This window comes from Noviherbaspirillum sp. (genome assembly GCF_035254685.1).
Lineage (GTDB): Bacteria > Pseudomonadota > Gammaproteobacteria > Burkholderiales > Burkholderiaceae_D > Noviherbaspirillum.
Genome location: NZ_DATFAI010000006.1, coordinates 1 through 25,815 on the forward strand (window position 1 = coordinate 1; position 25,815 = coordinate 25,815).

The window sequence follows — 25,815 nt, forward strand, 5'->3', positions numbered from 1 at the left end:
CTGATGACCATAGCGAGTTGGTACCACCCCTTCCCATCCCGAACAGGACCGTGAAACGACTTCGCGCCGATGATAGTGCTGCAACCAGTGTGAAAGTAGGTAATCGTCAGGCTTGTTATACCAGAAACGCCCCGGCTCCAATGAGTCCGGGGCGTTTTTGCTTTATGTCGACTGTTTGGCTTCAAAACTCCAGCGGCTTGAAAAACCGATCAGTTATTCACGCGACCTGTATTTGTCCTGAGCTGAATCAGCTTTTCGGGGAGTTGTGATGACATCATGCTGTACTCAGATCGGCGATTCACATATTTTAAAAAGGGATACCGTCAGCGTGCCCCCGTTGCGTTCACACACACTCTACAAATATTTGGGCCCCTGCCCATGAAAGGCGATCATGCGCCCCTCTTCGACAACCTTGGCCCCCGCTCTATCGCCTCGCTACAATGCAATCGCACAAGGCTTGCACTGGATAACCGCGATATTGGTACTGGTAGCATTTATCTACGGCCCGGGTGGATCGGAGCAACGGGTTTATGCGGCAAGCCGTGATTTTGAGCGTCAAATTCATGAGACATTAGGCGTCGCCGTCCTGGCACTTACTGCTATTCGCATTCTCTGGCGAATGGTCGGCATACGGCCAGACCCTCTGCCCGTTGCGCGCTGGATGGGGGCCGCGGCGAAGCTCGTGCAGTTTGTTCTCTACATGCTTCTCTTCGCGGTGCCACTCACCGCCATCACGAGCGCGTGGCTTGAAGGACATCCACTGACCCTGCTGGCAAGTATCCGGATTCCACCGGTGCTGCCGCAAGCACATGCTACCGGCGAGCTAGTCGCGGAAGTCCACACATGGCTAGGTGATGCGATATTGTGGGTCGCCGGACTGCACGCAGTTGCGGCGCTTTACCACCATTTCCTTTTGAAAGACCACGTTCTCGTGTCGATGCTGCCGCGCTGGCTTGCGTCGGGCAAATCGCAGCGTGACTAAGTCCGCACGCCGCCAATTCACAACCGGATACCATGACCTTGTAAAAACTGATACTCCTTCCATGTTAGCCAGATCACCACGAGATCGAGCAAAGTGATCAGGAGCAACAACCATGAGTGTGTCAGGCGGAAACGATATAACTGGTAGGTAACGAACACACTGAACGCCAGCAAGGCTATCGGATAGAAACTGATTCGCTCGCGTAATAACTCCACAATCAGCCACATCTTCACCACGCCGTGTGTAAGCAAATACAGCGCCGCAAAATGTCGTATCCCAACGAACTGATGGGCCGCGTGCTGCAGGTAATTCGCCACAACGTCCTCTGGGTGATGGACTAACTCATACCCGGTAAGAAGGTTTGCCAGAGAAATGGCAAGGTCTTGTGAAGCCAAGGCGGTCGCTACGCCGCCGGCAATTTCACCCACCGCAAAGACCGCTTTGAGCCAGAGACTCCACCGAAACAGGTGGTGGATTTGAATTTCGTGGAATGCAGCTTTCACGCAAGCTCCATCTGCGTAGTGCAACAAAAGACCATTACGCCACCGATCAATCTCGTATGACGTCACGATCTAATGCGATATCTGTGCCAGCGCGACGCCGTCTGGTCTAAACGGCGACCCATCGGCTCTCGCTTTATGGCAAGAGCCGGCAGACGTTGCACCTGCGGCAAAACTACCCAGCGGAAACCTCGTAGCGGCGTCGCAACTCGCGCTTGAGAAGCTTGCCGCTTGGGTTCTTCGGGAGGGCATCCGTGAAGATCACTCGCTTCGGTGCTTTGAAGCCAGCCATGCGTGACTTGCAAAAATCAATCACTTCTTGCTCGTTTGTGGATTGTCCTTCACGCAGCACAATAATCGCCGTCACTGCTTCGACCCAGTACGAATCAGCCAGGCCAATCACGGCCACTTCCGATACTGCGGGGATGCGGAAAATCATTTCCTCAACTTCGCGGCTAGCCACATTCTCACCCCCACTTTTGATCATATCCTTCTTGCGATCGACGACAGTGATATATCCCTCTTCATCACGCACTGCGAGGTCGCCACTGTGGAACCACCCGCCCTTGAAGGCAGCAGCCGTTTTCTCGGGGTCGTTGTAGTAACCGCTAAGAAGCTGAGGCGAGCGATGCACGATTTCACCAACCTGGCCACTCTCCACATCCCGCATATCGTCGTCGACCACACGCGTCTCCACATTTAACACCGGTTTGCCCGCCGATCCAGCCTTGCGCATCTGGTCATCCGGGTGGAGCACGGTGGCCAGCGGTGCGATCTCTGTCTGCCCGTAAAAATTCCAGAGCCGTACACGCGGCATCCTGACCTGCATTTCCTTCAGAACTTCCACGGGCATGATGGACGCGCCGTAGTAGCCCTTCTCCAGAGTACGCAGATCGGTGCTCTCGAAGAGCGGTGAACGCAGCAGTGCTATCCAGACGGAAGGAGGAGCAAAGAAGGAATTGATGCGATGTCTCTCGATCAGCGGAAGAATCACATCCGGGCGCGGCTGGCCGGTGATGACGTTGGTTGTGCCGAGGTACACGCCCGGTCCGAGGAACACGTCTAGTTGCGCGCAATGGTAGAGCGGCAGCGCATGCAGTAACGTGTCCGCTGCTGCAATACTTCCTTCAATGATGCAGCTGACATACTCCCATAGCACTGCTTCATGGGTCAGCATCGCTCCCTTGGGAAGGGACTCCGTGCCGCTCGTATAAATGATCTGCAGCAGCGCACGGGAATCGAATGTCGGAATCACCGCCGCCGGCGCCTCCTGCGCGAGCAGATCCGCGAACGTAGTCAATCCTTCGGGTGCGCGCTCCGAATCGTCTTCGCTAGGCAGCCAAAAGGTGCGCTTGACGCTGGTATCCTTGCCGGCCGCAGTCGCACCCAGCGATTCGAAACCGGCACCAACCAGAAGGGTCTCAGCCCCCGAGCTGCGAAGGATGAAGCCAACTTCATCCGCATTCAACATGAAGTTGATCGGGACCATGACGGCGCCCATGCGCGCGAGTGCAAAACGCATGGCCGCAAATGCGTGCGAATTGCGAGAAAGAATTGCGACCCGATCGCCGAAGCGTACGCCGCGCGCCGATAAAGCATCGACCAAGCGCGTGCAGATCCAGTCGAACTCGGCGTATGTCCATTGCACCTTTCCACAGATGATGCCTGTCTTGTCTGGCACGCGCTGTGCCGTGCGTCGCAAGACATCCCCCAGACAATGCCGGTGGATCGTGTTTACTGCGTCGTCTAACATCCCATTCATCTTGTCTCTCCTGGTTTGGTTGTGAGAGCGCCAGGCAGAATGCTACTGCGCAACCCAATTCCGGGATGGCGACGCGCGTCGCACTGTGCGTGCGACCGCGGTTCTCCTCCCGACCTTGGGCTGCTCCTACGCATTTCGACTGGCGGTCCTGCAAGCGTCGGAACGGCACGCAATACGGCTGCGGCTTATTGTGCCATCAAACCCGAATCAACACGCCGATGCGTCCACCCAGAGCCCTCCTGCTGCAGGAACCATCTCATGCTACATTTGATTCAATCACGTCAGAGGGAGATATCAGGCATGGCCAATTCCACTTCATCCACGGCAGGCAGTGCCGCAAATTCTCCCCTGTTGTTCTGGCGAGACGGTGCCATCGCTCACATCCGTTTTAATCGCCCCGCGATGCTGAACGCCATCGATATCCCTTCCGCCAATGCCTTTCTGGACGCATGCCGGAAACTCTCCGTAGATCAGGAAGTGCGGGTGGTCGTCATCAGCGGAGAAGGGCGCGCTTTCATAGCCGGTGGCGACCTTGCTGTAATGCGCAATAATCCTGTGGAGGCAGTGCGTGCACTGATTACGCCGATGCATGAGGGAATCATGCTGCTGGCCGGGCTTGCGGCGCCCGTCATCGCCAGCGTGCATGGTGCGGTTGCAGGCGGTGGGATGGGCGTCGCGCTTGTGAGCGACGTTGTCATTGCTGCGGCCGACACGCGTTTCAACCTTGCCTATGTCAATATCGGCACCAGCCCGGATTGCTCGTCATCCTGGGTACTTCCACGTCTTGTCGGCATGCGCAAAGCGATGGAGATTGCCCTGCTGGGCGAGACTCTCGATGCGGCCGAAGCGCTCCGCCTGGGGCTGATCAATCGCGTGGTGCCTGCCGTTGACCTGGAAAACGAAACTCTCCGCCTCGCGCGACGGCTGGCAGACGGCCCGCCCCTGGCACAGGCGCGCATCAAACGCCTGATGCGCGAATCACTCGATCGTGGCCTGCAGGAACAGCTTGATGCCGAAGCTGAAAACTTCCTTGCTTGTGCCGGGACGTCCGATTTCGCCGAGGGAGTGAACGCCTTTTTTGAGAAGCGACCAGCGCGCTATCGAGGACGCTGAAAGTCTCCGGCGGCTCTCGGGAAAGTATGAATCCCGATGGCATCGTGATGGTCGCTTGCGACTGAGGGCGTACTTGTATTCGCGGCCACCAGCGGTAGAGCACGCTCTCATTGGGGAGTCAGCTTGCACGACATCGCGTGCACTAGTGGCCACGGTTGGTTGGCTGCGGACACCTCGCGTCTGCAGGGCGTTGGCACTCCAAAGTCATGTGCGCATGGGTCATGAATTTTCATCGCAGCCCTTCGACATCAATCAATACATTTCTTCGGAAGAATAAAGAGCAGCGTACCTGCGCCAAGAAAGCGCAACACGTGATCCTGACCGCTCTTTTTCAAGGGGGATCATGATGCACCGCCGTTAAAGTCATTACCAGCACGAAACGCATGTGGCGATTGAGAACTCTCAACGGCATGAAAACATGCGCCGCTACACTGTTCGTCATTCCCAGACACATTACCGGAGACGATCAATGCAGATGTTGGGTGCATGGAGACTTAGTGGTTCGCTGATTATTTTTACCTTCGCACTCGGTGGCTGCGGTGGTGGAAATAACACCTCTCAGACCGGACAAACGGGCGATGGCAAAGTGCTTGCCCAGAGTTGGATCAAGTGCGCGGATGAAAACAGCATTTGCACTTTCACGGGCACCAGGCAAGTTCGATATGGCTTGAACGGGACCTACGTCACGCTTACTGCCACTGATTCGATCGCCTGCACTGACAAGGCCTTTGGCGATCCACAGGCAGGTCTTGGCAAGATCTGCGAGTACGCATCATCCTCCTCGACTCCTCCGTCCGTGCCATCGTCAGTACCGGCACCATCGCCTACGCCCGCTCCGGCGCCGGCCCCAACACCAGCACCATCGCCTACACCATCGCCGTTACCACCTCCAACGCCAATACCATCGCCGTCACCGGTGCCGTCGGGTGTTACCTGGGTCAAGTGCGCTGACAATAACCACCTCTGCACGTTCAGCGGAACCAGGCAGGTCCGATACGGCGTGCCTGGCGCCTATGCCACGCGCACGGCGACTGGCGAAATCATGTGCTCGGCTGGCACTTTCGGCGACCCGGCGCCAGGGGAGATCAAGACATGCGAGTACGCACAGGCTCCAAACGAAAATCCGCCGCCCCCGACCAGTGATTGCTCGGGCATGATCAGCCAGTGCTTTGATTTCGCTGCACCAAAGATCGCTACGTACAAGGACAACAAGACCGCGGCTGCATCGTACACCTTCGACGACGGCTATCCCTCCTCCGCCACAATCGCCAGGATTTTTGAGGAGCACGGGGTGCGCGCGACCTTCTATATTGTCGCCAATACTGCTGATTACGCTGGCTGGTCGCTATGGAAAGATCTCGCCGCCAAAGGTCACGAGATCGGCAATCATTCGATGACGCATAGGGTCGATATGTCCGATCCGACCGTCTCCGATCAGACCTTGAATACGGAAATCAAGGATTCGCGCAGCGTCATTGCACAGAATACGGGGATCTTCCCGCGCACCTTCGCATTCCCGTGGCATGCGTACACTCCGCATGCAATGAGCATCGCGGAGCAGAACCACTACTTCGTGCGGAAGGTGGCGATCGATGACCCGACGTATCGCTGGGTATTCTTCGATCAGGATCACACTCCGACGCTGGCCGAGGCGCTCAAGAATGCCAACGACACCCTCAGCGAAGTTGTTTCGATCGGCGGCTGGATGGTCGCTGGCGGACACGGAGTAGACGGCGACGGCTGGAGCCCGGTGACATCGCAGTTCCTGGAGGACCATCTCACCTACGCTAGCCAGTTCTCGTCGAAGCTGTGGATCGATACGTTCCTGAACGTCTCCCGCTATCGCCAGTGCCGCACACAGGTGACGCCTGTGGCCACGGTTTCATCGTCGACCCAGGCTACGCTGCGGCTGGAAGGCACGCCCACGCCGGGTGTGTGTACGACGCCACTCACCGTGACGATACCGCTGAAGGTCAAGAGCACCGGCAAGATACAGGCACATACTGACAGTGGCGCCGATGTTCCAACGGCGATCTCGGGCAATGTTCTGATGTTTGACGTGATACCTGGCCAGCAGGTCATACTGACTGCAGGCTGAAACTGAATGTTGTCAGTACGGGAATGCGCGCTATCCAGAATGCCCCTTGCGGGGACATTTCGCGAGGCATGAAGTGGTGGCGCGCGTCGCGAGCGGTCAGATTTTGCCGTACGTTAAATGCTCGAGCTTGCTTTCAGCAACGATGCGTCGGATGTGCCGTACGCCGTGGATCGGCAACGCGCAATGGGTCGGCAGCGCTGCACCGGCGCGTGGCGACATACGCGATCCAGACGCAAGAATAGCGCGAGGCGGCCACCGGATGGCGGCCGTTCTCGCTTGTGCCTGCCTGATTAATGCAAGGTAGTATTGGCTACCATGGCGCCGTGACGTCCCCGCGGAGTCCGCTTCGTGGCGCCGCCTTTCCCCTTGCCTGTCTTGGGAGCGGCAGCCTTGCTTCCACTTTTTGCGTTTGACTTGGCAGCGGACTTGTTGGCTGACTTGTTAGCCGTTTTTGCACTGGCCTTGCTGGTGCCCTGGGCACCGCCGCGCTCGCCGTTCGATTTTCCGATTGCCGTGCGTGCCGGTCGTTTGACATCCATTTTCATGCTGGCGGATTTGGTGGTGGCGGTTGCCTTTGCCTTCTCGGCGGCCTTGCGTCCCGTCGCTTTTCCGTTTGTCGCAGCAGCAGCCGATGCCTTCGTCATTCCCTTGCGAGGTGTCGCGGCTTGCGCGCCGGTATTTCCGCCGGCCTTGCCGGTTCGGCGCTCGAAGCGTGTCAGTGTCTCCTCGAAGAGCTTTTCCTTCGACATCACATCCTTCATGTTCGCACCAGGCGTAGTGCTGCGCTGTGCAGACTGCGCCTTCGCGCGCTGACGCTCCACCATGGTGTGATACCTGTCCCGTGCCTTGCGCGCCCGCTCCATTCGCTGAAGTAGCGCCTTGTCGCTCAATGATCCGATCAGCGGCGGAAAACTCTCATTGATCAGCTTGAACTCGGAATCGGAAACCAGTCTCTTGGCGGTTGTACGTTGAATGGGCATCTCCATCTCCTCATGTTAAGAATTCAATGAGATAAGCGATGCGCAAGAAAGTTTCCACTTTTGATATCAATGCGTTCGCAACTGTATCGAAATGCGGTTTGCATGTGGACTTTTTCGACACGGTCGCGACATCGATCGGATCAGCCGTTTGCGAAAGACGGCTTGCTGGACCGACCCGCTGCATCGCCGTGCGCCTTCATTGCACGCAGTAGCGCGCCGGCCGCGGTCAACGCCATAGTCATGCGGCGCTTCCAGAACCTGCATCTTCCGATACGCCGAGTGCTGCTGCCGTCCAGTCAAATTCACCGCGTCCTTTGGCCATTGAAGACAGGAAGCGGTTTTGCATCATGCCGGCCAGCGGCATCGGCACCTGCTTGCTGCCCGCCGCTGCCAGCACCAGGTTGGCATCTTTCAGGCCGAGCGAAAGCTTGAAGCGTGCCGGCTCGTAACTGTGGTTGGCAATCTGGCGACCATAATTGACGAAGAGCGGAGCGGGCAGGATCGATTGCGTCAGTACCTCCATCATCTTCTCGCGCGCCACGCCAAACTTTTCTCCCAACGTCATGGTTTCCGCCATCGCTTCAATGGCGGCCATGATCATGAAATTGCCGCCAAGCTTGATGATGTTCGCCTGCGCCGGATCCTGACCGATCTGAAACACTTTTTGCCCCATGGCCTCCAGTAGCGGCAGGATGCGCGTGCATGCCTCCTGCGGCCCGGCCATCAGGACGAACAGGAGCTTCGTCGCCGCTGCATCGGGGCGTCCGAACACCGGCGCAGCGACATAGGCCGCGCCGCGCGATACATGAAGGGCCGCCAGGCGCGAAGACGTCGAGGGCGCGATCGTGCTCATGGAAATGTGGATGCCACCCGCGGCAAGCCGTTCGCCGATGCCGTCCGGGCCCGCGACGACTGCCTCCAACGCGGCGTCATCGCTGAGCATCGTGACCACTAGCCCATCTGAAGAAACGCAATCAGCCGGCCGTCCCGCACGTTGCGCGCCGCGGGCAACCAGGTCGTCGGCCTTGTCCGGCGACCGGTTCCAGACCCGCAGTGTATGGCCCGCCTGCAATAAATTGGCGGCCATCGCATGTCCCATACTGCCTAATCCGATAAATCCGACGTCCATGTTCACCTCCAGTTTGAGTAAGCTACCTGTTCGTCCGCGAATCAATGCAACGGTTCCCGGCCTATGTCACTCATGTGTCGGCACGTAGAAAACCATAGGGGCTTTGCCGTGTTATGTAGGAAACAGAATATGTCGTGGCCCGAGAACGGATGTTCATGAAGGAGAAAGGAATCAGCGGCTTCGTGAACGCGATTCGCAGGAACGTGAGGACGGTGTCCGCAGTGCGCGCGGAACCGGCATTTCCCTCTATTTCCGCTTCATAAGCCGTGCATGTCTGCGGCATGAACGCTGCCGTCATGAGCCTGTTCAACTGGGTCCGTATGACGCAGGTGGGTCAGTAGTTTGACAGCCTCCGGAAGAAGCGCCGCCTCGGATTTCACGCCCAGCCAGAGCGTGCGTGAGGCCCAAGAGTCCATCAGGCGAACTGCCCGCAGGCCAGCGCCCAGCAGCTCCGGCCGGACCGCCCGATCAGGCAGTACGCCGATTCCCAGACCGGCTTCGATCATGCGGCAGATGGCATCAAAGCTCCTGACCTGGATGCGCAGGCGCAGCGCCTTGTCCAGGGTGGCGGAAGCATCGGTCATGCGCTGGAGCAGGGAAGTGCCGTGACTGAGCCCTACGAAGTCATAGCCCAAGGTATCGGCAAATTGAACCTCCGCCTGCGAGGCGAGCGGATGTTGCGGAGGCACCAGTACGACCAGGTTGTCACGCTGGTAGAGAAACTTTTCTATACCGTGTGATGCGACATTGTCTGCGAAGATGCCGAGGTCCGCTTCCCCGTCCACCAGCGCCGTCACGATTTCTTCACTCAGCTTTTCTTCCAGGCTGATGCGGACGAGCGGCTGTACCTTCAGGAAGGAAGCCAGGTCACCCGGCAGAAATTCGATGATGGCCGAAGTATTGGCCCAGAGACGCACATGGCCGCGCACGCCGATGGCGAAGTCGCTCATGTCGTTCGCCATGCGGTTGACGGTATCGAGCACGCCGCGCGCATGGTGAACCAGCTCCTGTCCGGCGGGCGTCAGTTCCAGTCCGCGCGGCATGCGCACAAACAGGGCGCAGTCGACCGTGCGCTCCAGCTCGCCGATGCGCTTGCTGAGCGCTGAGAGCGTCATGCAGGCTTTGTCCGCTGCCTTGGTCAGGCTGCCCGTCTGGGCGACCAGGAGGAAGATGCGAAGGGACTGGAGATCGAAATGCGTGGGATTTATCACTGTCGTCGGATCGGTCTGTGGGACTTGCCCGAATGATGTCCGGACTGCTCGAACGCGCTGCGCTCGATACCAAGGTTTGACACCCAGGAAAGGCTAGTGGAAAAGCCAGACCGTGTCAATTCTGGCCAGTCGCCTGTGGGAAGCGTGTCGTGCACGGAGCGCTCTTTGAACGCAGACCATGCTGGCCCGGCCTGGTCGCACCCTTTCCTGCGCGGAAAGGGTTGTTGAAATTTGGCGGATTATCAGCTTGCTTCGACGCTCTTAAGATGAGTGCCATCAAATCATCGATTCACAAGGAGAGGGCATCAATGAAGGCACTGGACGGCTTGCGTGTACTTGAACTCGGCCAGCTCATCGCCGGGCCATTTGCGGCCAAGATGCTCGCCGAATTCGGTGCACACGTCATCAAGATTGAACCGCCTGGCACTGGCGACCCGCTGCGGAAATGGCGCCTGTTGCATGAGGGGACCTCGGTCTGGTGGGCCGCCCAGTCGCGCAACAAGGAGTCCGTCACCCTTGACCTGCGTACGCCCGAGGGGCAGGACGTGGTGCGGAAGCTCGTACAGCAGAGTGACGTGCTGATCGAGAATTTTCGCCCGGGAACCCTCGAAGCCTGGGGGCTGGGCTGGGAGGAACTGCATGCACTGCACCCCGGCCTTGTCATGCTGCGCGTATCCGGTTACGGACAGACCGGGCCTTATCGCGACCGCCCCGGGTTTGGCGTGGTGGGTGAAGCGATGGGCGGCTTGCGCCACTTGAGCGGTGAGCCAGGCCGTACTCCGGTTCGTGTCGGTGTGTCGATCGGAGACACACTGTCCGCGCTGCACGGCGTCATCGGCATCCTGCTCGCGTTGCGGCATCGCGACCAGAACGGCGGCGAAGGCCAGATGATCGATGTCGCCCTGTACGAATCCGTGTTCAACATGATGGAAAGCCTGCTGCCGGAGTATTCGGTCTTTGGCGCCGTGCGCCAGCCGGCGGGCAGTGCGCTGCCGGGGATCGCGCCGAGCAATGCCTATCAATGCGCAGACGGTAAGTACGTGCTGATTGCGGGCAATGGGGACGGGATTTTCCGACGACTGATGGACCTGATCGGGCGGGCCGATCTTCGCGACGATCCGGCGCTCGCGCACAATGATGGCCGGGTAAAGCAGGTCGAGCGGATCGACACGGCCATCTCCGATTGGGCAGCACAACGGCCCATGGACGAAGCCCTGGCTGCACTGACCGAGGCGCGTGTTCCGGCCGGAAAAATCTATGACGCTGCCGACATTGCTAGCGATCCTCACTACCAGGCGCGCGACATGATCCTGGAATCCAGCCTCCCCGACGGGACGCCCGTGCATTTGCCCGGTATCGTCCCCAAGCTGAGTGCGACGCCGGGAGCGATGTATCGCCCGGCGCCAACACTGGGCCAGCACACGGACGAAATCCTGGAGAACCTTGGTTTCGACGTCGGGACGCGCGAAGACTGGCGCGCGCGCGGCATTATCTGAAACGGAGCGCCTGATGACACGTAAACGTTTGCGTATTCACGAAGTGGCGACGCGCGACGGCTTCCAGAATGAAGCCCGGTTCGTCGATACCGACGCCAAGGTCGCCCTGATCGATCGTCTGAGCGAGTGCGGCTATGCCAAGATCGAGGTGACTTCCTTTACGTCGCCGAAGGCTATTCCTGCCCTGCGCGATGCGGAAGCCGTCATGCACAACATCAAGCGCCGCGATGATGTCGTCTATACCGCGCTGGTGCCGAACATCCGCGGAGCGGAGCGCGCCCTGTCTTGCCATGTCGACGAAATCAATCTCGTCATGTCGGTGAGCGAGAGCCACAACCGCAGCAACCTGCGCATGACACGCGAGCAGTCGTTCGCGCAGCTGCGCGACATCATCAGCGTGGTCGGGCAGACACCGGTATCGATCAATGTCTCGCTCTCGACAGCGATGGGTTGTCCCATGGAGGGAGACATTTCACCCGAACAGGTATTGGGATGGGTTCAGCGTTTCGCTGATATCGGGGTGCACGGCATCACACTGTGCGACACCACCGGCATGGCATTCCCGTCGCAAGTCGCCGCGCTGTCAGGTGCTGCACTGAAACGCTTTCCTGATCTCGAACTGACGCTCCATTTTCACAATACGCGCGGCATGGCGCTGGCCAATACCCTGTCGGCGCTGAGTGCAGGGATCAACCGTTTCGATGCATCGCTGGGCGGCCTCGGCGGCTGCCCGTATGCGCCCGGTGCAACGGGAAATGTCTGCACCGAGGAACTGGTGCATATGCTTGAGCTCGATGGTTACCAGACGGGGGTCGACCTGGAAAAGATCCTGTCTGCGTCCGCACTGCTGCCAGGGCTGATCGGACATGACGTACCGAGCCAGTTGCTCAAAGCCGGGAGACGACTGGATCTGCACCCGATGCCTTCGCCTTGTGCAGGCACTGCAGAGTCGGCCGTATTTGCATAAGATGGGGCATGGTTCGACCAGCCTGGGACATGACAAGAAGGGAGGCGCACATTCATCCTGCATTCCGGAAAACTGCTGCGTGCCGCACGACACGCTGAAACAAAGACCATCCACTACAAGGAGATAAGGAAATGAGATTCACCAGGTTTACCGTCGGGCTGGCAGCGATGCTGTGCGCCGCATCCGTCTGGGCGCAAGCGCCGATCCTCATCAAGTTCAGCCATGTCGTGGCTCCCGACACGCCCAAAGGCAAGGCCGCCGAATACTTCAAGAAGCTGGCCGAGGAGCGCACGCACGGCCGCGTCAAGGTCGATGTGTATCCGAACAGCACGCTGTACAAGGACAAGGAAGAGATGGAGGCGCTCCAGCTCGGTGCTGTCCAGATTCTGGCACCGCTGTCCTCCAAGGTGACCTCGATGGGCATCAAGGACTTCCAGGTGTTCGATCTACCTTATATTTTTGACAATCTCGACGAAGCGCACAAAATCACCCAAGGGCCGGTCGGCAAGAGCATGCTGAACAAGCTGGACAAGCTTGGCATCGCGGGGCTGGCGTTCTGGGATAACGCATTCAAGGAAGTGACGGCAAACCGTCCGCTGCGTACTCCCGCTGATTTCAAGGGCCTGAAAATGAGGATCACGCCGTCGAAAGTGATTGATGCGCAGATGCGTGCCCTAGGCGCCAATCCGCAGGTGCTTGCGTTCTCCGAAGTCTATACCGCCTTGCAGACAGGCACGGTCGACGGCGAGGAAAACCCGACGTCGAACATCGCCACGCAGAAGTTCTATGAAGTGCAGAAGTACATGACGATGACCAACCACAGTTTCCATAACTACGTGCTGGTCGCGAACAAGCGCTTCTGGGATTCCCTGCCGCCGGATATCCGCAAGACCATGGACGGTGTGGTCAAGGACAGCACCGCCTACTTCAACAGCATCGCTGAAAAAGACAATAACGATGCGCTTGCAGAGCTGAAGAAAACCAAGATGCAGATCGTTGAGTTGACGCCTGCCGAGAAAAAGAGTTTCAAGAAAGCACTCGCGCCTCTGCACAAGCAGTTTGAGCCCGTCATCGGCAAGGAACTGATCGACGCCATCCACCACGAGACGAACTGGGATCCTTCGACGTTCTGATCAGTGTAGTTTTTTGAATAGAGGCGCCGCGGCAGAGATGTCGCGGCGTTTTGCCATCTGTCGGCCAGCAGGCGGATGACGCGCTGGTGTCGGCGTTACATGTTGAACTGAAGTGCTCCTTCCTCCTTGCAGGGGGATAAATGCGGGGTTTTGCAAAGCATGCTTTGCGCCGCATTTATCTGAGCAGCTTGCAAGCTGCGAGGTGGGACGGTTGGGATGGGGGTAGTGACCTTGCACCATCAACTGCGATTACCCAGGCACTCTACCCCCACCCTAGCCCTTCCCCTGCAAGGGAGAGGGCACTGAACCGCGACGGTTTGTGACGAAGCGGTACTAAAACAAGTCCAGTTGCGCTCCACACGCCGCAACACTGGCAGTTGACTTCGGCGGAACGACGAGCGGTCGCTTGAACAGGGACAAATCCATTTCGCCAAAACCGCGCGTCCGTGCGCCAAGGCCAAGGCGGGCGGCTGCCTTGTCGAAACGCTGCCTGACAAGGTCAGCCCATACCCCTTCGCCTTTCATCCTGCGGCCGAATGCCGCTTCGTATTCTTTGCCTCCACGCATGTCGCGCAGGCGGTTCATGACGCGTCGCGCCCGGTCGGGGAAATGTGCTTCAAGCCATTGCTGGAAGAGCGGGTTCACTTCCCACGGCAGGCGCAACACGATATAGCTGGCACCGATCACGCCTGCTTCCGCTGCAGCCTCAAGCACACGTTCCAGATCAGGTTCGGTAACGAATGGAATGACTGGTGCGATGCTGACGGCAACCGGGATCCCGGCGTCGGCAAGCGTGCGGATGGTGCGCAGGCGACGCGCCGGTGCCGCCGCACGCGGTTCGAGCGTCCGTGCAATGGCTGGATCAAGCGTTGTGATGGTCACCGCAGCGATGGCCAGGCGTTTGGCTGCCATCGGCGCCAGCAGGTCCAGATCGCGCTCGATCAGGGAAGACTTGGTGATCAGTGCCACCGGATGGTTGCATTCGTGCAGGACTTCCAGCACGCGACGCGTCAGTTTCAGCTCGCGCTCGCAAGGCTGGTAGGCGTCGGTGTTGACGCCGAGCGCGACCGGCTCCGGCATGTAGGAAGGCGCGGCCAGTTCCTGCCGCAGGAGTTCCGGCGCATTGACCTTGGCCAGGATCCGCATTTCAAAGTCGAGTCCCGGCGACAGGCCGAGGTAACTGTGCGTCGGCCGCGCAAAGCAGTAGATGCAGCCGTGCTCACAGCCGCGATACGGATTGAGGGAAACATTGAAGGGAACATCCGGCGAGCTGTTGCGCGTCAGTATGCTCTTTGCCGTTTCTGGCATGATCTGGGTCTTTGGGGGCGGCGCTTCTTCCTCATCCGGACCCGGTTGTCCCTGCGACCATCCATCGTCAATCGATTCCCGTATCAGGAGTTCATGGCGCCCCTGCATATTGGTGACGGCGCCCCGTCCTTTGCGTGCCTTCGGCAGGGACGACATCGGGGAGGCTGAGGTGTCGGCGCGGGGATCGTCGTCAGGCATAGTGCTCATCAATACTGTATAAATGCACAGTATATTACAGACTCACTGTTACGCACTTCGTCGACCTCTTCCACCCGGATATGGCATGCGTGCCTTTCCTGAACGTCGGTGCCGGCATTTTCACGGCCGGCAGGCGATAGCCCATAAAGGTCCGAGCGCGACAAAACGATTCACATTGCGACGGAAAGGATTTTGTCATATGCTTTCTACAGAAAGGAAAGCGATCGTCATGAACAAACCCCGCACCGCCACGGACCCGGGTGCAGCAGCCGCGACATTGACCAAGGCTGTCGTGCGCGCCGCCGCATTGATGGGTGTGAGCCAACAATCACTGGCCCGCATCATCGGTGTGAGTCCGGCGACCGTTTCCCGCATGGTTTCCGGCCAATACCAGCTTGCGCGTGAGCGCGGCAAGGAATGGGAAATTGCGGTTCTGTTCGTCCGTATGTACCGGTCGCTGGACGCGATCTTCGGTCATGCCGATACTGCCCGGCAATGGCTGAATGGCGAGAACCTCGGCCTGCATGGCAAGCCCGTGGAACTGATCCAGGACACGGAAGGCCTGGTACGCGTCCTTCATTACCTGGATGCGCACCGTGGCAGAATTTGATACGCAGGACGCGACACTCGAGCTGTGGCGGGCCGTGGAAGCGCAGCACCGCGTTTCGACCATGGTGCTTGTCGATACCCTCGATGAGCAGGCACTCCTGGAGCGTATCCTCGATGACTCGAAGCCGGCACTGGAAGCGGGACAACCTTCGCTGCACTATCTCCTGTTCACCCCGTTCCGCTATCCGCCATTGCCGAATGGTTCGCGCTTTCGCGGTCCGCTTGATCCCGGCGTGTTCTACGGCGCAGACGCGATCCGCACCGCATGCGCCGAGCTGGGGTACTGGCGTTGGCGGCTGATGACCGATAGCCCAAAGCTGCAGTCGATCCCGCCGGTACCGCAAACCCTGTTCCGTACGGCAGTTGCCGGCAAAAGCATCGATCTGCGCGTGCCGCCCTTGTCCCGCCGCCGCAAGCAGTGGACAGACCCAGAGGACTACGCTGCCTGCCAAAAACTGGCCCGCGAGGCCAGGGTGGAGGGAGTGCGGCTGATCCGTTACCAGTCCGTGCGCGATCCGGAGTCAGGCGCTTGCGCGGCCGTCCTGAGCCACACGGCCTTTGTGCATGCGGAACCCGCTGAAAGCCAGGCATGGACGCTCGCGGTGTTCCGGCACCGGGTGGTATGGCGCCGTGATTCGATCTTTGAAGAGGAAAGCTTCGAATTTGACGTCGCGAAGTGGGCAAGACCGGCACGTGGCGAGTGACGATGCGGGAAGGGCGGCGGCTTCCAAGAGAAAATGTGCGGGACGCAAAGAGGAAATGTCCGGCCGCAGTCACGGCAGGCAGGCTCCCGGGCCATCACGCCGTCAAGGCGGACATTGGCCGGGCGCTGTTCCGATGGGACAGAATGCAACGGCTTCCCTGACGCGTTCGATGTAGCCCTGCCCGGTCGCGACGGCATCATTCGGACATCCTGCGGACGAGTTGCATGCCGTCGCCCTGATCCGCAGGCCGCGCACCCTCTGTGCCACGCCGATGGACGACTCTCCCTCGGGATAATCGCTCGTTGCCGTGCAGCGGACCGTGACCCAGGATCCCGTGTCGGCGCTCACATCCAGCGTCTGCGTTCCCGTATTGCACGCATTTGCCGTTCGCCAGATGCCATCGGACTGAAGCGCCTGATAGAGGCCCCACTCGATGCCGGCATTGGCGGCCTGCAAGACTTTCGCCGATGCGACGTCCTGCGCCGACGAGATGCTCGTGGCCACACTGAACCTGAACATCGCCGCGCTCAGAGCGCCGAGAATGACCAGCACCACGATCGCCGCGATGGCCCCGAAGCCGTTCTGTGACCGTTGTTTCATGGCACGTTGTCCACGTGAGCGCCGTACGACAGCGAGATGGTCTCGTTGCGCTGCGCGAGGTCGACCTGCATCCAGACAAAGCCGCGCTGCTGCGTGCTGCCCGTGCTCGGGCTGTACACAAGACTGCAGCTGCGCACATGCGTCGCGAGTACGGCAGCGCCGGTCGTTGCCGGACAGCTCGCGGGGTAGGCAGGTGTGAATGGACGGCTCAGCCGATAGAGCGTCCCTGTGCCGTTGCCGTTCGCATCGACACCGCTGGCGTTATCACAAATGTAGAAGACAGCTTGCGAGCCGCCGTTGTTGGCGACCACGCTGAAGCGTCCTCCGTCGTAACCCACAGGGAACTGTTTGGCGTTGAATGCAATACGGTACAGTCCGAAGGCGGAGTCCGGCGTCGAGACGCTGGAGATCGCCGCGCGTGTGGCGCCGGCATAGACGTCGTTTGCATCCTGATTGCCGATCACCACCCAGTCGCCCGCGGCAGGCATGGCCGACAGCGGCGACAACACATCAAAAGCGCTGCTCGGCTGCGAGGTGTCGAGCGTCGCACTGCAGTTCGCCGGCACGCTGCAATCCGCTGTTGCATCGACAACGGTGTTCGGCGCCATGCGGTAGCGCCCGCCCGTGGCGGTCGGCACCAGCTCGAAGCACTGGTCACTCGGGCTGCGAATGGAATTCGGCACCGCCATTCTGATATCACGTGCCATGCGTCGCAGTGCCGTGTCGGCCTGACTGACCAGGTCGGCACGCCGCCTCGAATCGACATAGGCATTGATTGCCGGCACGAGAAAGATGACGATCGCCGCGGCGATGATCCCGGTAATCACGATCACGATCACCAGTTCGGCCAGGGTGAAGCCGCGCGCGCGACGATGGCCGGGCGGCGAGGCGTTTCTGCTTCTCACGCGCACAAGGTTCGCTCTCATGGCAACCCCGCAGCGTAGTTGGTGCGCCAGCCGGTCAGTGTCAGACTGTCGGAGCCATGCGTGACGGTGACCTTGATCTGATAGGTCTTTCCACCGCCCAGGTTGCCGGTTCCCGACAAGGTCGTGAGGCTCGCAGCCTGGTTCACGTGGACTTCGACGTTGTAGGCTGATAGCTGCGGGAGCGGCGTTCCGGTGCTGTCACAGAAGCCGCCGGTGGTCTTGAGATTATCGTAGTCGAGAATATCGTTGAAGGATTCGCGCGACGGACATGGACCCGTCGTGTTGACCTGCGCCGGAGCGGCGGGCGCGAACGGCTGCAGGCTGATTTCTTCCAGCATCTGTTCGGCGATCGAAAGCATCTGCTTGTGCACGAGCGGATCCGCACTGTTGCGCACCATCGTGGCAAACGCGGTCATCACGCCAGCGATGCCGACACCCAGAATGACAATCGCCATCACCAGTTCCAGCAAGGTCATGCCGGACTGGTGCATCCGCATCGGGAGCAGGCGTCTGCTAATGGACATATCCCGTCGCTCCCGTCACGGTGACCGGATCGGTCCCGTTGATCGCAATGCTGTAATCAGTGGTGACACCGGCACCATTGGTCACCGTGCCGGAAGGCTGAAAATACAGGGTTCCCGTGCCGGCCGAGATCAGCGCACTCGAATTTGATGCATAGGGTGACTGGCCGTCCGGGCCATTCAGCGTGGCAGAGCCACAGTTGCTTGCGGGATTGACCGATGCGATGCGAAGGCTGACGCTGTTTGACGTCACGTCGGCGCAGACCAGCCGACGATGGCTCACCGCAGATTTCTGCCCGTAGCGCAGGGCCGCGACGACCTGATCGCGAAATGCCTCCGTCTGGAATGTCGAGATCAGGGAAAAGCGCGGCAGTGCGACGAATGCGAGGACGCCGATGATCACCATGGTCGCCACCAGCTCCACCAGCGTGAACCCTGAACGGTCTCGGCGGGACGATGGCATCGACGTGCGTTTGCACCGGCAGCGCATGATGTCAGCCCCGCTCAAAACAGCTCCCGGATATGGACGACGCGCCGCGTCTCGGGCGTATAGATGCCGAACGTGGCACGCGCGGTGGGATCATTCGCGTAGCTTGTGCCCGGAGCCCAGCGCCCTTGCAGGAAGGGCATATCCACAGGCGTGGCGGAACAGGCCACACCGCCCGCGGGATCCGTGCCGAGATCCACGCAAATGTCCACTGTGCCGGCACGAATGCTGGACGGCTTGGACAGCGAAATGACGCTGTTTCCACCATTGATCTGCACATTGCCGCCGACGCTTGCCGGCCATGCCGGCACGGACGCGCTCGTGTAGTTGCGGTAGTTGAACGCGCGGACGGCGGTGGACGGGATCATGGTGCAGTTGTCATCGCTGTTCAGGATCCATGAATTTCCGCTCCAGAACTGCGCCTGCACCGGCATGTTCAGCGTCGACGGTCCGGCAACGGTCTGGCTGAACAGTTTCAGCCGGCCAAAGCGCATCTTGTTGCTTCCGATCGTCATGCGGTCACCGTTCAGGTCGAGAGCCGATGCCTTGACGGTCGCGCCGTCGGCATCGCGCGGCGCGACGCCGAGCGCCAGCGCCTCGAACGGGCCATCCACGGCGGAGCTTCTGTCGAACTGCACGTTCGCGACAATCGTATTGCTGCCGTTGGACCAGCCCGAACCTGTCGCGGAATTCCATTTCAGGCGCGCCGACAAGTCCGTACCATGATCGAACGCGCCCAGGCCGAATGATCCGTTCGTCACCGTCGAGAGGGAAGTCCACTGCGCGGTGGCCGGGTCGAGGAATGCATAGCTGTCACGGTAGTTTTGTGTGGCGGTGCCGGCGGCATTCCTGGCTGTGAGCGTGAAACCCATGGTAAAGGGCTCGCCCATGTAGGTGAACGACGAGTCGGGCGTGCAGCTGGGCCGATGGGTCAGGGACGCGGAACTGACAAGAAAATGATCGGGGATGATGCGGCCGATGACGTCGCTGAGGATCGGAATATGGACGCCGGCGGCGCCGAGGTAGTTCTGCGCAGCATAGGCACCGCCGCCGGCGCCGGCGATCCTGAAGTTACCGACTTCGCTGTAGCTGAACGCGTCGTTCAGCGTTGCGGCGCCCGAGGCAAGCGTGGCCGTCGACGGGGTCAAGTTGCCCGTGATGTAGGTGGTGGTGTCCGCAGGCGTCACCACTGGCGGCGCCACTGCGGGCGCGAGGTTGACAACTCCGGCATTGTTGGTCGTGCCGCTGAAGCTGAGCGTCGGCCCGGGGCTGCCGTTCTCGATGCTGGCGGCGGTCACGTTGGCATCCGGCAGTCCGTTGCCGCGGGCGATACCGTTGCTGTCGGTTTCCGTGTCCGCGCTGGGCAGCCACTGCCATGCGCTCAGCTTGCCGGTAAACATGCTGCCCGCGGCAGCGAAGGCGCCCGATCCTGCCGGGTTTGCTGTCCCTTTCGTGAATTTGGTGGCGGTGATGACGAACGGCCGCACCGTGAAGTTGGATGAAGTGCCGGTCGTCGTTTTCGTGCCGCTGGGCACCCCGTTCAAGGTCAGACTGAGTGCGTATTGGCCCACGTCTGTCGTGCACAGATAAAACGTGGCCTGGCCGCCGGAAAAATTCAGGGTAATCGGAGCGCCGGCGGAAGATAGCGTCGGCGCCACCAGACCGGGGCAGGCGGCCGCACTCGTGTTGATGGTCGGCGCCGCGGCACCCACCGGGTGGTTCAGACCGGGGATGTAGTAGATCGAGCCGGTGTACTGCCCGGTGGTCGATGACGCGCTGCCGCAACTTGAAATGCTCGCCCTGACAGCGTGTGGACGGCCCGCGACCGCGCCGTAGGGCGGGGCCAGCATGTCGGCATCGGTCAGTGCCAGGCCAGTGGAGCTTCCGCTGAACATGATGTTGCCCGAAGAGCCTTGCATGACCTCCGGCGAAGCATAGGCGGCATCCGTTGCGGATACGGTGAGCGTTTCTGCTACCGCATCACTCAGGTAAAGCGTCGCGGTGCCGTTCACGAAGGTCACTGTATTTCCAGGCAAGGGGATGCCGGATGCGTCGTACCACTTCGGGTTGGGAGTGGAGGCGGTCAGCGTCGCCGTTCCGTTGTAACTCGTCAGCGGATTGCCGCCGCCGTTGGCTGCGCTCATGGCGGTAATCGTGACTTTCGGCCCGAGGAGTGCGGGGGTGCACGTTGTCGACGTGGCCGGGCTGACATTAATGGCAAAGCTGGGTGTGTCCGGCGAGCCGATCGTGATGTTTGCGAAGTCCGTCTGATTCGTCGAGAGTCCTGTTGTCTGTGCCGTGTTGACGTAGGAATATCCCACGGTCGCATTGGCCGGGACCTGCATCTTGATATTGAGCCGCGACGTGGTATCGGCTGCGATGGGCGCCGGCGACCAGACTACCGATGTCGCGGTCGCGGGTGCGTTGGTGTTTGGATCGGTGGTGGCATAGGTGCTCGTGGTCACCGGAGGATCCAGCGGATTGGAGGAGGTCGAGGACAGATAAATGAGCGTCGGGGGCAGATAGTCGGTGATCTGCACGCCGGACATGCTGCCGCCACCGGTGTTGGACATGTTCAGCGTGTAGGTCACGGTGCTGCCCGGCGGCGGGGTCACATTGTCGACTGTCTTGGTGAAGTTGGCGTTATTGCTGACGCATTGTGTGTAGGTCGTTCCGGCTCCGGTGTTGCTGGTCAGGTCCCATACCGGCCCGCCATCCGGATCGCGGGCCATGTCCTTGTTGCCGTAATTGCCCAAGGTCAGCATGTTGTACTGCTTTGGTGTGGTGCCCGATGTCGCTGCCTGCGAGGTCAGCGCGTTGGCCAGAGCGGGGCAACCGGTCGAACCGTTGGCCAGTCCGGGAAACCAGCTTGCGCTTGCGGCACCCGGCCATGGGTCTGGCGGGCTGGTGTTATCAAACACGAACGCATCGACATAGGCGCCTGCATCGTCCTTCAGCAGCACGAGCGCTTTCTGCTGATACAGTCCGCCCGGCACCAGGGTCGTGAGCCAGGTCTTGCCGGAAATGGTGCACGCCGTTGCCGTCCTGTTATTGAACGGATACGTAATCTTGGAGTTCGTGTCCGTGTAGACGTCAATACTCCAGTTTTGCCAGCTCGAAGGAAAGGCGTTGCTGTTGGAAAAAATTTCCAGGAAGTTGGGAGGTGCGCTGCCTCCGTTACCAAAAAAATATTCGTTGAACCATGCCTGCTTTGAAGAGGAGCGCCAGGGGGAGCAGGCGGCATGCGCGGCCACGCTCGTCAGGATGGCGATGAGAACCACCCCGAACAGGGTGAGGAGGAATTGGCGCATGCAGCGATTAACATGATCAAAGCGATGCAGGTAGCGACCCGCAGCGCCCACAGGTTTCGCTGTATGCGGAAATTGTGAAGACGCCAACATGAAATCAAAGGATTCCTGGCTCCGCCGTGTCGGAGCACCCTGGGAGGTACGTGGAAGATTTTCTTTTTGGAAATGATACGCGGTTTTCTCCATCCTTTGCAGCAGGAAATGTCTGTATTCCTGTGTGGTCTGCCTTGGAAGATGCGGGAGTGTTGGATATTTGCGCCGAAGCAGGCGGCGTGGCCTGCTGGACCAATAGCATCAAGCCGCGCCCCTGTCGACCGGAAGGCCTGAATCCACCATCGGCCAGTCCAAGGAACCGGTATTGCCCTATCGTGGACGGCGCGTGGAAACCCGACGGAGCAGTGCTGAGTTTTCTTTACGCATTCCGTCACGGCACTGGTTGATCGAACACAAGCAATCCGATATTCGTCAGTTCCGGCATTGCAACTCTCAGGATTTCCATGGCATAAATTGGCTTTCAATGCCGAGGAAAGGCCATGAACGAAGTCATCGCGCAGCGTCGTCGCCGCAACCCAACATTAGGTTTTCACGGCATCGTTCGGACATCCCTCGCGGCACTCGTAGCGGCGGCAGCTTGTACAGCTTGCGGCGGCGGCTCGAACTCAGTCGCAGGGTCTTCAGACATCCCGTCAAGCGAGGTGCACGAACCGGTTCAGATAACGCCGGGCTATAGTGCTGCGTCCGCCGACAGTTTCCTGTCAAAGCTGGAATATGTCGCCGGTAACAGCGCGGGCTTGGGTTATGTCGACGGGCCGCTGGCAGTTGCGACGATCAACGGCGCCTATGGCATGACGATGGGGCCGGATGGCTCGCTTTACCTGGCCCATTCTTCAACCCTGCGACGCATCACTCCGCAAGGGCAGGTTACGACACTTGCCGGCTTGCCTGACGCCAGCGGAACCATCGACGGTATCGGCGCCGAGGCGAGATTAGACGGGGCGCGCAGCATTGCCATGGATATGCACGGCAACCTCTATTTCACCGAAGATGGCAGTCATACGGTACGCATGATGTCGCCGGCAGGTGCAGTCATGACTGTCGCGGGAAAGCCTGGGGAGCAAGGAGACGCGGACGGGGTGCGCAGTGACGCGAGGTTCACTCAACCGGCGGGCATCACCGCCGATACCCAAGGCAACCTGTATGTGAATGACGGCCATCCCGAGTATCTTGTGCAGCCACGTATTCGCAGGATCGATGCGAGCGGACGTGTGTCTACGCTCATTCCCAGGAATTCGAGCGTACGTATCACCGGCACCGGAGTGGCTGTTGCCCCTGATGGCGATGTGTATGCGATGGGTACCATCAACAACGAGACCGTAAGCCTGCCCACCTTGGTGACGAGCAGCCTCTACCCGCACTTTTCGATGGAGATACGAGATCATCCCGTACGCCGGCTGCTGAAGCTGTCGCCCACGGGCGACGTCACTGCACTGGCAACGGTTCCCGACATGTATCGTCCGGCCTTTGGCGATATGGCCGTTGATGTCGTCGGCAATGTCTATGTCACCGATAACTACCGTCATGAAGTGTTGAAGTATTCAGAAAAGACAAACACCTTCAGCGTTCTTGCAGGGGGAGTCGCCGGCCCGGAAATGATGGCGGCGGAAACCGTGATCCTTGGGTTTCCCTGCAGGAGTGAAAGCCTGATCTGCAATCCTGTGGGCGTGGCTGCTGCGCCGGATGGCCGGGTGTATGTTTCCCAAGGGGGCGGAACGATGAGTTCCTCCTACTACAACATTGTCAGGCTCGAGCCGAATGGAGACGAGACGCTATACGCCGGCCGCACGCGAGCGATGTCTTTGACTGGCGCCTTTGCTTCCACGATAACAGGCATGGTCTCTGGCGCTGACGGAACACTGTACTTCGTGGGTGGCGGCTCCCAGTTTGCAAAGGGGAATCAGCTCTACAGGTATGACGGCAAGCAGGCCGTACTCATCGCGGGAAGCGCGGGCGGCGCGGCCATCGATTCAGTGACTGTTCCTCCCGATGGAACGGGCAGTGACGCCGCCTTCAACTGGATCTCGCACATGACGATGGACACCGTGGGTAACCTGTATGTGCTCGATCAGGGCAATGGCTTGGGCATTGCGCTGCGAAAGATCACACCGGACGGCGTCGTAAAAACGCTAGCTGGCCGATGGTCGGACAACACTGCATCGGCAGGCGACCCGTCGGCCTTTCTTTTCCCCGGTGGAGTTGCAGTCGACAGTGATGGCAACCTGTTCGTTGCGGATACGACGCAGATCCGCAGGATCGCTCCCGATGGTTCGATCTCAAGATACGCCGGCCATGCTTCTTTCCCGAACGTGGATGAATATGCCGATTTTCCTGGAGTGAAGCGCATCGTGGACGGCACGGCGGCGAGTGCGACATTCGCCGATATCGTCGATCTCGTCATTGATCAGGTGAGGAACCTCTACGTACTTGAAATTGATTCCAGGTCGGTGAGCGGGGAGCGAGTCATCCGGCGAATTGATCTGCAAGGGAATGTCAGCACCCTGGTCCGCTTCAACAGCGATGGTAACCATCTCGCGATCGATGCCGACGGGAGTCTCTATGTCCACGGTGGGAAGCAGCTGTTCAGGAGGCTCGCGGATGGCAGCGTCAGGCTGCTGGCCGAGGCGCCGCAGAAACCAACGGCGCTGGCAGCAAGCGGACGCAACACGCTGTTTGTCGCGATCGGGGATCCAAGCGGGCTGTTCCGCTTCACGCCGGATTAGCCTGAGACGGACACCGGTGCCCGCGGTGTGAGAAATGAATCGTGGAATGTTGTGACCGTCAGATGCCGGTCACCGCATTCCACGCACGCATGAACAGCCGGCATCAGACCACCTCTAATCGAACACCGGGCTTTCGACGCCCAGCACCTTGTGCAGCTTCGGCGAGGTGGTGGTGTACTGCATGTAGATCTTCTTGTCGGGGAAGATGTACGGCGCGGCGCCGAACGCCGCCAGCGCAGCTTCATGGAAGCCCGACAGGATCAGTTTCTTCTTGCCCGGATAGGTGTTGATGTCGCCCACCGCAAAGATGCCCGGTACATTCGTCTCGAACTTCTCGGTGTCGACCGTCAGCTGCTTGCGCTCGATATCCAGGCCCCAGTCCGCAATCGGCCCCAGCTTGGGCGACAGGCCGAAGAACACCAGCAGGTCGTCCAGCGGCAGGCGGCGCGTCACGCCGTCGGCACCGGTCACCTTGATTTCGGTGAGCTTGTCGTTCTGCTCTTCGAAGCCGGTCACCTGGCCCACCAGGAACTGCATCTCGTAGTTTTCGCACAGCTCCTTCATCTTCGCCACGGAAGCGGGCGCGGCGCGGAATATCTCGCGGCGGTGCAGCAGCACGACTGATTCCGCCTTGCCGATCAGGTCCAGCGTCCAGTCCAGCGCGGAGTCGCCACCACCGCAAATCACGAGGTTCTTGCCGTGGAAGCGCGACGGATCCTTGACGCGATAGAACAGCTGCTTGCCTTCGAATTTCTCGATGCCGTCGACCTTGATCGTGCGCGGCTGGAAGGAGCCGACACCGGCGGCGATGAAGATGGTCTTGGTGATGAAACGGGTGCCTGCGGAGGTCTCGAGATTGAAGCGTCCGTCTTCGCGCTTTTCGACCACGGTGACTTCCTGCCCGAGGTGGAAGGTGGCGCCGAAGGGCTCGATCTGCTTGAGCAGGTTGTCGGTCAGTTCCTGGCCGGTGCAGCTGGGCACGGCGGGGATGTCGTAGATGGGCTTG

The 25,815-nt window shown here is 59.9% G+C and carries 21 protein-coding genes and 1 rRNA gene; 10 read left to right on the top strand and 12 right to left on the bottom strand.

From position 1 onward, the window contains the following. Both rrf and VJ698_RS01380 read left to right on the top strand, forming a co-directional pair. Positions 1-112 (top strand): 5S ribosomal RNA (gene rrf / locus VJ698_RS01375). A 279-nt stretch (positions 113-391) separates the two neighbouring features. Then, positions 392-982, top strand: a complete 591-nt coding sequence (locus VJ698_RS01380; RefSeq protein WP_324100855.1) for a cytochrome b — start codon at positions 392-394, stop codon at positions 980-982. A 17-nt stretch (positions 983-999) separates the two neighbouring features. On the opposite strand, the gene VJ698_RS01385 is transcribed toward VJ698_RS01380, so the two are convergent. Continuing rightward, complete coding sequence (locus VJ698_RS01385) at positions 1,000-1,485, bottom strand: DUF2127 domain-containing protein (RefSeq protein ID WP_324100856.1); 486 nt, start codon at positions 1,483-1,485, stop codon at positions 1,000-1,002. A 172-nt stretch (positions 1,486-1,657) separates the two neighbouring features. Continuing rightward, positions 1,658-3,244 carry an acyl-CoA synthetase gene (locus VJ698_RS01390; protein WP_414691074.1) on the bottom strand — a complete coding sequence of 529 codons (1,587 nt, stop codon included), beginning with the start codon at positions 3,242-3,244 and terminating at the stop codon, positions 1,658-1,660. Positions 3,245-3,544: 300 nt separating this feature from the next. Here VJ698_RS01390 and VJ698_RS01395 point away from each other — a divergent pair, with 300 nt between their 5' ends. Both VJ698_RS01395 and VJ698_RS01400 read left to right on the top strand, forming a co-directional pair. Further along, positions 3,545-4,357: an enoyl-CoA hydratase/isomerase family protein gene (locus tag VJ698_RS01395; protein WP_324100857.1), complete on the top strand. Its 813-nt coding sequence runs from the start codon at positions 3,545-3,547 to the stop codon at positions 4,355-4,357. A gap of 1,000 nt (positions 4,358-5,357) precedes the next feature. Then, positions 5,358-6,455 carry a polysaccharide deacetylase family protein gene (locus tag VJ698_RS01400; protein ID WP_324100858.1) on the top strand — a complete coding sequence of 366 codons (1,098 nt, stop codon included), beginning with the start codon at positions 5,358-5,360 and terminating at the stop codon, positions 6,453-6,455. Between the two features lie 290 nt (positions 6,456-6,745). On the opposite strand, the gene VJ698_RS01405 is transcribed toward VJ698_RS01400, so the two are convergent. From VJ698_RS01405 to VJ698_RS01415, 3 genes are all read right to left on the bottom strand, one after another. Beyond that, the gene (locus tag VJ698_RS01405) at positions 6,746-7,435 is read right to left on the bottom strand and encodes a hypothetical protein (protein WP_324100860.1); all 690 of its coding nucleotides are present in this window, start codon (positions 7,433-7,435) and stop codon (positions 6,746-6,748) included. A gap of 238 nt (positions 7,436-7,673) precedes the next feature. Then, positions 7,674-8,564: an NAD(P)-dependent oxidoreductase gene (locus tag VJ698_RS01410; RefSeq protein WP_324100861.1), complete on the bottom strand. Its 891-nt coding sequence runs from the start codon at positions 8,562-8,564 to the stop codon at positions 7,674-7,676. A 257-nt stretch (positions 8,565-8,821) separates the two neighbouring features. Next, complete coding sequence (locus VJ698_RS01415) at positions 8,822-9,775, bottom strand: LysR family transcriptional regulator (protein WP_324100862.1); 954 nt, start codon at positions 9,773-9,775, stop codon at positions 8,822-8,824. Between the two features lie 308 nt (positions 9,776-10,083). On the opposite strand from VJ698_RS01415, the gene VJ698_RS01420 reads away from it, so the two are divergent. From VJ698_RS01420 to VJ698_RS01430, 3 genes are all read left to right on the top strand, one after another. Then, the gene (locus VJ698_RS01420) at positions 10,084-11,271 is read left to right on the top strand and encodes a CoA transferase (RefSeq protein WP_324100863.1); all 1,188 of its coding nucleotides are present in this window, start codon (positions 10,084-10,086) and stop codon (positions 11,269-11,271) included. A gap of 13 nt (positions 11,272-11,284) precedes the next feature. Next, complete coding sequence (locus tag VJ698_RS01425; RefSeq protein WP_324100864.1) at positions 11,285-12,238, top strand: hydroxymethylglutaryl-CoA lyase; 954 nt, start codon at positions 11,285-11,287, stop codon at positions 12,236-12,238. 131 nt (positions 12,239-12,369) lie between these two features. Then, positions 12,370-13,371 carry a TRAP transporter substrate-binding protein gene (locus VJ698_RS01430; protein WP_324100865.1) on the top strand — a complete coding sequence of 334 codons (1,002 nt, stop codon included), beginning with the start codon at positions 12,370-12,372 and terminating at the stop codon, positions 13,369-13,371. A 333-nt stretch (positions 13,372-13,704) separates the two neighbouring features. On the opposite strand, the gene VJ698_RS01435 is transcribed toward VJ698_RS01430, so the two are convergent. Then, positions 13,705-14,877: a PA0069 family radical SAM protein gene (locus VJ698_RS01435; RefSeq protein WP_324100878.1), complete on the bottom strand. Its 1,173-nt coding sequence runs from the start codon at positions 14,875-14,877 to the stop codon at positions 13,705-13,707. A 229-nt stretch (positions 14,878-15,106) separates the two neighbouring features. On the opposite strand from VJ698_RS01435, the gene VJ698_RS01440 reads away from it, so the two are divergent. Continuing rightward, positions 15,107-15,487 (top strand): antitoxin Xre/MbcA/ParS toxin-binding domain-containing protein, encoded by a 381-nt coding sequence (locus VJ698_RS01440; RefSeq protein ID WP_324100867.1) that lies wholly within the window; start codon positions 15,107-15,109, stop codon positions 15,485-15,487. After that, positions 15,465-16,190 (top strand): RES family NAD+ phosphorylase, encoded by a 726-nt coding sequence (locus tag VJ698_RS01445; RefSeq protein ID WP_414691075.1) that lies wholly within the window; start codon positions 15,465-15,467, stop codon positions 16,188-16,190. Before VJ698_RS01440 ends, VJ698_RS01445 begins: the two co-directional genes overlap by 23 nt. A gap of 102 nt (positions 16,191-16,292) precedes the next feature. Here the strand turns inward: VJ698_RS01445 and VJ698_RS01450 are convergent, their stop codons facing one another. Genes VJ698_RS01450 through VJ698_RS01470 form a run of 5 tightly spaced genes read right to left on the bottom strand, consistent with a single transcriptional unit; the run spans position 16,293 to position 22,035 of the window. Continuing rightward, the gene (locus VJ698_RS01450; RefSeq protein WP_324100870.1) at positions 16,293-16,790 is read right to left on the bottom strand and encodes an MSHA biogenesis protein MshP; all 498 of its coding nucleotides are present in this window, start codon (positions 16,788-16,790) and stop codon (positions 16,293-16,295) included. Continuing rightward, positions 16,787-17,716 (bottom strand): prepilin-type N-terminal cleavage/methylation domain-containing protein, encoded by a 930-nt coding sequence (locus tag VJ698_RS01455; RefSeq protein ID WP_324100871.1) that lies wholly within the window; start codon positions 17,714-17,716, stop codon positions 16,787-16,789. Before VJ698_RS01455 ends, VJ698_RS01450 begins: the two co-directional genes overlap by 4 nt. Then, the gene (locus VJ698_RS01460; protein WP_324100872.1) at positions 17,713-18,240 is read right to left on the bottom strand and encodes a type IV pilus modification PilV family protein; all 528 of its coding nucleotides are present in this window, start codon (positions 18,238-18,240) and stop codon (positions 17,713-17,715) included. The genes VJ698_RS01455 and VJ698_RS01460 overlap by 4 nt, the downstream gene beginning before the upstream one ends. Then, complete coding sequence (locus VJ698_RS01465) at positions 18,230-18,700, bottom strand: pilus assembly FimT family protein (protein WP_324100873.1); 471 nt, start codon at positions 18,698-18,700, stop codon at positions 18,230-18,232. The genes VJ698_RS01460 and VJ698_RS01465 overlap by 11 nt, the downstream gene beginning before the upstream one ends. A 41-nt stretch (positions 18,701-18,741) precedes the next feature. Beyond that, a complete protein-coding gene (locus tag VJ698_RS01470; RefSeq protein WP_324100874.1) occupies positions 18,742-22,035 on the bottom strand; it encodes a DUF6701 domain-containing protein in 3,294 nt (1,097 codons plus the stop codon). A gap of 530 nt (positions 22,036-22,565) precedes the next feature. On the opposite strand from VJ698_RS01470, the gene VJ698_RS01475 reads away from it, so the two are divergent. Then, positions 22,566-24,809: a hypothetical protein gene (locus VJ698_RS01475; RefSeq protein WP_324100875.1), complete on the top strand. Its 2,244-nt coding sequence runs from the start codon at positions 22,566-22,568 to the stop codon at positions 24,807-24,809. Positions 24,810-24,923: 114 nt separating this feature from the next. Here VJ698_RS01475 and VJ698_RS01480 read toward each other — a convergent pair. After that, positions 24,924-25,815: NAD(P)/FAD-dependent oxidoreductase (locus VJ698_RS01480; protein ID WP_324100876.1), on the bottom strand; the 892-nt coding region annotated here is incomplete at its 5' end.

Excerpts from the sequence above, each read along its gene's own strand:
- VJ698_RS01405 (WP_324100860.1), bottom strand. The coding sequence starts at position 7,435 with ATGCCCATTCAACGTACAACCGCCAAGAGACTGGTTTCCGATTCCGAG.
- VJ698_RS01435 (WP_324100878.1), bottom strand. The coding sequence starts at position 14,877 with ATGCCTGACGACGATCCCCGCGCCGACACCTCAGCCTCCCCGATGTCG.
- VJ698_RS01420 (WP_324100863.1), top strand. The coding sequence starts at position 10,084 with ATGAAGGCACTGGACGGCTTGCGTGTACTTGAACTCGGCCAGCTCATC.
- VJ698_RS01460 (WP_324100872.1), bottom strand. The coding sequence starts at position 18,240 with ATGTCCATTAGCAGACGCCTGCTCCCGATGCGGATGCACCAGTCCGGC.
- VJ698_RS01450 (WP_324100870.1), bottom strand. The coding sequence starts at position 16,790 with ATGAAACAACGGTCACAGAACGGCTTCGGGGCCATCGCGGCGATCGTG.
- VJ698_RS01445 (WP_414691075.1), top strand. The coding sequence starts at position 15,465 with ATGCGCACCGTGGCAGAATTTGATACGCAGGACGCGACACTCGAGCTG.
- VJ698_RS01440 (WP_324100867.1), top strand. The coding sequence starts at position 15,107 with ATGAACAAACCCCGCACCGCCACGGACCCGGGTGCAGCAGCCGCGACA.
- VJ698_RS01475 (WP_324100875.1), top strand. The coding sequence starts at position 22,566 with ATGAACGAAGTCATCGCGCAGCGTCGTCGCCGCAACCCAACATTAGGT.
- VJ698_RS01380 (WP_324100855.1), top strand. The coding sequence starts at position 392 with ATGCGCCCCTCTTCGACAACCTTGGCCCCCGCTCTATCGCCTCGCTAC.
- VJ698_RS01390 (WP_414691074.1), bottom strand. The coding sequence starts at position 3,244 with ATGAATGGGATGTTAGACGACGCAGTAAACACGATCCACCGGCATTGT.
- VJ698_RS01455 (WP_324100871.1), bottom strand. The coding sequence starts at position 17,716 with ATGAGAGCGAACCTTGTGCGCGTGAGAAGCAGAAACGCCTCGCCGCCC.
- VJ698_RS01395 (WP_324100857.1), top strand. The coding sequence starts at position 3,545 with ATGGCCAATTCCACTTCATCCACGGCAGGCAGTGCCGCAAATTCTCCC.
- VJ698_RS01430 (WP_324100865.1), top strand. The coding sequence starts at position 12,370 with ATGAGATTCACCAGGTTTACCGTCGGGCTGGCAGCGATGCTGTGCGCC.
- VJ698_RS01470 (WP_324100874.1), bottom strand. The coding sequence starts at position 22,035 with ATGCGCCAATTCCTCCTCACCCTGTTCGGGGTGGTTCTCATCGCCATC.
- VJ698_RS01465 (WP_324100873.1), bottom strand. The coding sequence starts at position 18,700 with ATGCCATCGTCCCGCCGAGACCGTTCAGGGTTCACGCTGGTGGAGCTG.
- VJ698_RS01425 (WP_324100864.1), top strand. The coding sequence starts at position 11,285 with ATGACACGTAAACGTTTGCGTATTCACGAAGTGGCGACGCGCGACGGC.
- VJ698_RS01410 (WP_324100861.1), bottom strand. The coding sequence starts at position 8,564 with ATGGACGTCGGATTTATCGGATTAGGCAGTATGGGACATGCGATGGCC.